This is a genomic window from Psychrobacillus lasiicapitis, assembly GCF_006861795.1.
GTDB classification, from domain to species: Bacteria; Bacillota; Bacilli; order Bacillales_A; family Planococcaceae; genus Psychrobacillus; species Psychrobacillus lasiicapitis.
The window spans coordinates 1-5400 of the sequence record NZ_VDGH01000025.1 but is presented as its reverse complement, the minus strand read 5'-3'; the positions used below and the strand labels follow the sequence as shown (position 1 = coordinate 5400).

Sequence of the window (5400 nt, the reverse complement as noted above, 5' to 3'; positions counted from 1 at the left end):
GGATCATTGTCCCACGCACCCGTACGTCCTACCCTGGCTACTGATATATTAAATCCTATAAAAATAAGGTCAACCAGTAAAAACTGGTTAACCTTATAATACGAAAGCACCCGTTAGTTTAAGTACAATACTTCACAATCTTTTTTACAACTTTATAAACTTAATTCCTTAAATGCGTTATCAATGCAAAAATTACGCAATCTCTTTGGGTTCTCACCAGATTTTTGTGGATTTACAACGATAAGTAATATACAAAGTCTTATGCAATAACTGAGATTGTACAGTATTGTTCAAAATGCTTCCAAACCGTCGTTGTAACTGACTTTCAAAGAACTTGCATAAAAAGCTGTATAAAGAATGTGACAAAAAAAGCGACAAACACTGAACTAACAGTGTTTGTCGCTTTTTAGTGTATGTCCAAACTTGTATTTGGGAACGTTATTAGTTTAATTTTATATGCTTTATAAATCCTTATTCAAATACAACCATTTCTCCGACATCTATAAATCCAAAGCGCTTATAGATATTTTTTCCATCATCTGATGCCTGTAAGACAACGGGTTTTTGTTTATCTTTTGTTTGTGTAAGAAGGTATTGAAACATTTCACTGCCATGTCCTTTACCTCTAAATGTTTCTTTTGTCATAACATCATAAATACCATAACTTTCTTTGCTATCTATTAATAAACCAGTAGATACAGCTATTTCACCAACACGTCCAATAAACATTTGAATTTCAGAACCTAAATTTACTTCAGAAAATTTATTAAAATATTTTTCTAACGCATCTTTTTCCGTTGTACCTTCAAATAGGCTTAAAAAAACCTCTTTATATTCATTAAGTTCTTCAAAATTTCCCACAGGAGTAATCATAAGCTGTTGAGATCCTCTTTGACCGACATTAAGCGTATTTTCAAGTTTCATCATCACATTACGTTCTGCTTCATTTAGGTCGTATTCTTGCATCAGGTCTTGCCAGCCAGCGTTCAAATACCGAGAGTCAATCCACGTACTAAAGGGATATTCTTTAAGAGACATATTTTCGATGCTACTTCTAATATTAGATGCATTTTTTATATGTGCAGACTTCGGCAAAAGTATATTGAATGTATCAGTGGGTATTTCTGTATTTGCCAAAACGAAATCTTCTTCTTCGACAAGATTTCCATTAACTGCATAAGTGAATATTCTTAATTTTTCCTCTAGATTATTTATAACTAATTGTTGATTTGCAATCATTTCTTTGCCCCTTCCAATTACATAGAGCGCGCGCTCTTTTTATTATAGGAGCAATTCAATAATAATAATACATTGTTCACAGTTTTTATATCCTCCCATAATTTTCAGAAAACTTAAGGCGCATTTGTTTATTTACTCCAAAGTCCCGTCTTGTATTAAACTTCTTCGTTGAAAAAAGTCCCCAAAGCGTCGTTTGGTAAAATTTCTTTACTTAGCGTTGTAAATCTGATGGTAGTCCTTGTTGCACTAACCTGCCTCGTTAGTTCAATAAGTGGAATAATTTTTATTGAAAGTTATTAATATTCAATTGAAACCCAAAGATATCGGGTATTATAAAGATTAAAAATAGCCCAGTAAACGAGAAGGTTATAAATCTTTTTCTATCTAAACCAACTCCTAATTCCCATAGTCCCAGACATACTAAATACAAACCTAACAATGTACCGATAATTGGTGACATTACCATATAAATACTCATTTTATTTCCCTCTTTAATAATTACTTTTTTATATGTATCTCATTGAACTGACAAAGTCCCTTTACTTTATGTTTGACATAAATATCAAAAAACAATTCAAATCTAAGCGAGATGTCTTTAATCAGATTTTATGCAACATCTTGCTCATTCCGGGCATAAAAAGACCGAAGGTCTGCTGAATTCATTTCAGAAAACCTTCGGTCTATATATATTTTATTGCAAAGTTACCAACTATAATGTCGTTAGACAAAAGCATATGTATAGGACAAATAAAGTTGGAAACACGACTTCTTATAAATTGCGGATTCAAGGGCTATGAAATTTTGCATAGATAAAAATAAAGTTGGAAACGGACAAGTAAAAAATAAAAATAGGTAAAAAAAGTAATTCAAATAAAGTTGGAAACAAAAAGGTATAAAAAAATAAAAAAAGAGACTCTTCTTGGGGGAGCATCAGGAAAACAGTGATTTAATTGGTTACATCTTCCACCACGAATTAAAGCCGAACCTTTCTTGTAATAAAAAAGTATTTTTTGTACTCATTCCAAAATCTCTTCGCATTCTAAGTGCCTAGATTATACGTGTTATTTCATAGAAAAAAAAAAACTACAAAAAAAGAGCAGGTAAATAAGAAAAAGAGATGCCAGAGCACCTCCAGATTTTAAACATAAACCCCCGTTAGCTGAATAAGAAAAGAGACTCTTCTTCAACAATCGCACCCGATTATGGAATAATTATTTTTTTATGTCCCTTCCAACAATTAGATTAAGCTATTAACTTTTTAATTTGAGTACTTTTGTAAGAAATTAAGTAATTCGTTCTCATCATCAAATGCAGGTAAATGCACTAACCTAAGTTCCTGTTGAAATTCTAAATCATGCTTGGCCCAAAAATGGGATTCCAGATTTAAGACTAATTTTTTAGTGAACTCTAATATTTCAATGATGTATTTAAGTATACTTTCACAAACTTTTAATCCTACGCTATATGTAAAAAACCCATCCCACTTTTCATCAGCAAGCTTATACCAATCCTCGAATAGTGGAATGTCATCGTTATCTATTGCTATATAAAAAGTTTGAGCTAACCTCTTTGTTTTTTTATAATATGATTTAAGTGATGTGATCTCATCATGTTCCATTTCCAAAAAGAAATCAAAATAACGACAACTACTCCAAATATTCAAAAAGGAAATAAAAGAATGAAAATATTGCTTCACCTCATTATAGGTGTTCCTCCAATTATAATCATTTAAAATTTTATTAAGTAAAATCATTAATGATAATTGTGATTCTTTCTTATCTTTTATTGACAGTTTGGTATTAGATGATATTTTAATTTGCCTAGAATTCTGTATATCAAGATATGAATATTCACGCCTTGCAGTCAATTGAGCATCGACCCAAAAAATTTCCTCTTTAGTTGTATCAACTTCAAATAAAATTACTGGCATCGAGAAACGCAACCAGTATTTTAACTTGTCAGTGCTAATACTTTTCTTATAATAATCATTTTTAAAGTGTATATTCTTATGTCCTTTGACTTGTCCTTTAAATATTGTTCCAGTTACTTCGCCATCAGTTTGAACTAGCTCAATTTCAACATCAATACCATAATCATTATTTCCGCCTTGCTCCCTTAAAATCCAGTGCTTAGGCAAAGATCGTTTTAGTATTTCAACTGCAGCTTCTCCTATTATATGTGATTCTGTTCTTATTGGACTCATACTCGAATCTCTCCCATAAAACTATTTGAATTTATACATTTCAAACTAAATGTTAATTTTACTAACATTTAAAATTATTTGATTTTTCGCCCTAGAAACTCCATGCATCACGTTTTTCATAAATCAGCTTTCGAACTAAATAAGCATTTCTTAAATTCACCATCAAGCACTACTCTTTTTATTTTATTAAACATAAATTCTAAGGTGATCATTGAGAGTGGTTTCTTCTTTCTAATCTCGGGATTTTCGTTCTTAAAAACAAAAGGTATTCACTTAAAAATTCAAGTCTTCCTCCTCTAAGTTAGGTATTAAAAAAACTACTTTTGATTGGTGGAATGGTAAATTAAATACCTCATTGAATAGCACATTAAAAGAAACAGTAATGTAAATAGACTACCTCGTCTTTCGTTATGTTTATCTAAATAATAGGTCTGGGCCATAAATATCATTAGGATAAGGGACTCGTCCTAATAAGTCTATTAAGAATGAAAGATATTTTTTAACTTGATGTCTGAACGAGTGGAAGTCATCAATGTCCCTATCCCTATATGCATGAATAGCATTTCTCTTTCCTTGAACTTCTTTAAGCCAATCATTATTATCTTTTAGTTCTGCATCGTTCCAAACGCTTTTCTCAAAGAGTAAAATCTTAAGCCATTAAACATAGTACCATCTGGCTCAACTTGTTGACCCCGTTGCATAATCGAATTATTATCAACCTTATAGCTTTCATAGTAAACAGAAAGAAAAAATTTCATGCTACCTTCAACTAAGGCTCCAAGATTTGCCCAAGCTAAAATTAAATCACCATGTTTCGCTTTTTCACTTGGATCTTCTTCCCATTTGTATAACGAGTGACTTAAAGATACCAACCAATCTAATCGCGACTTACTAAGTAGATTGGCTGCATCAATGGGTGCCCAACCTTGTGACTTAGACCAAAAACTACGAATGTGCTCATTAAGTTCTACTATTTTATCAACTGTTTCTAAATAAGATAAGTCTTCAACTGTCCTTCGGCTAAACAATTTGAACACACCTCCCAAATTAATCTCAAATATATAGAATGTTACGTATTTTAAAATGGTATCTAATGAAATTAATATTATGTTATAAGAAGAGGTCATCTCAAAACAGAGATGATCTCTACATATTCAAATAATTACTAATTGAAGCAAGCGTGGGACTTCCTTGGGGTTATTTTAAATACATTATCATGAGAGTAGTAGAAATCGTAATCTCCCATTGAGTTCTTACGAATTGAAATAATCATTTTTAAGTAGCTATTATCTCTGTTCACATCATTGCTAAAAGAATATGCAATATTATCGAGTAGTCCTCTTTCCCTAACAGATAAAGTGATTACCTTACTTTTGGGAGTCCCGTCGAGAACATGTTTGTCAATAACATTTACCGTGGGAATTTCACCACCATTCATAGTCTCTTGAGCGATAAACCAATGAATTTTTTTATTAAATGGCATTCCAAGTAAATAAAGATTCGTCCCAATATTTTCGATATCTGGTAAAGGAAAACAGGAATACTTTTCTTCATTAAGAATACTATCAAACTGGTTAATAATATCCTCATGTTTTAAAGAACTGATGTAGATTAAACTGCCATACATTAAGAAGTCACTCCTTATTCGAAAAAAATAATTTTAGATTTAATTACATAATATTACCAGGTTATTTTGAGTTAAAGCAACCTTTTATGTTCACCATCTCTCACATTCCTTAATTACTTTATTTTAACATTTATCGTTGGTAATTGGGTTCTCTATTAGTCACTCCTTATTGAACTAACCTGCGCCTTTAGTTAATAAGCAAAAAGAGCTGTTTGCCACACCCCATGATATTTAACTAAACCAGCTAATAGGATGTCAATATTTTTCTTTAAAATTTCTATTAATCTTATGATATACTATTTTGTGCATGACAAATAGCCCTCCAAAAACC

5 protein-coding genes are annotated in these 5400 nt (G+C 31.3%); all 5 read right to left on the bottom strand.

Features of this window, described 5'->3' with window-relative positions; all coding sequences use genetic code 11:
* Positions 1–471: 471 nt before the first annotated feature.
* Positions 472–1239: a GNAT family N-acetyltransferase gene (locus tag FG382_RS22480; RefSeq protein WP_142541076.1), complete on the bottom strand. Its 768-nt coding sequence runs from the start codon at positions 1237–1239 to the stop codon at positions 472–474.
* 283 nt (positions 1240–1522) lie between these two features.
* Positions 1523–1717, bottom strand: coding sequence for a hypothetical protein (locus tag FG382_RS22475; RefSeq protein ID WP_142541075.1), 195 nt, complete (start codon positions 1715–1717; stop codon positions 1523–1525).
* A 780-nt stretch (positions 1718–2497) separates the two neighbouring features.
* On the bottom strand, positions 2498–3442 hold the full coding sequence (locus tag FG382_RS22470) for a DUF4365 domain-containing protein (protein ID WP_142541074.1): 945 nt from the start codon (positions 3440–3442) through the stop codon (positions 2498–2500).
* A gap of 605 nt (positions 3443–4047) precedes the next feature.
* Complete coding sequence (locus FG382_RS22465) at positions 4048–4470, bottom strand: hypothetical protein (RefSeq protein ID WP_229677480.1); 423 nt, start codon at positions 4468–4470, stop codon at positions 4048–4050.
* A gap of 137 nt (positions 4471–4607) precedes the next feature.
* The gene (locus FG382_RS22460) at positions 4608–5069 is read right to left on the bottom strand and encodes a hypothetical protein (RefSeq protein WP_142541073.1); all 462 of its coding nucleotides are present in this window, start codon (positions 5067–5069) and stop codon (positions 4608–4610) included.
* Positions 5070–5400: the final 331 nt, after the last annotated feature.

What these genes read in the sequence shown, in the direction of transcription:
- FG382_RS22470 (WP_142541074.1), bottom strand. Translation starts at nt 3,442, where the DNA reads ATGAGTCCAATAAGAACAGAATCACATATAATAGGAGAAGCTGCAGTT.
- FG382_RS22460 (WP_142541073.1), bottom strand. Translation starts at nt 5,069, where the DNA reads ATGTATGGCAGTTTAATCTACATCAGTTCTTTAAAACATGAGGATATT.
- FG382_RS22475 (WP_142541075.1), bottom strand. Translation starts at nt 1,717, where the DNA reads ATGAGTATTTATATGGTAATGTCACCAATTATCGGTACATTGTTAGGT.
- FG382_RS22480 (WP_142541076.1), bottom strand. Translation starts at nt 1,239, where the DNA reads ATGATTGCAAATCAACAATTAGTTATAAATAATCTAGAGGAAAAATTA.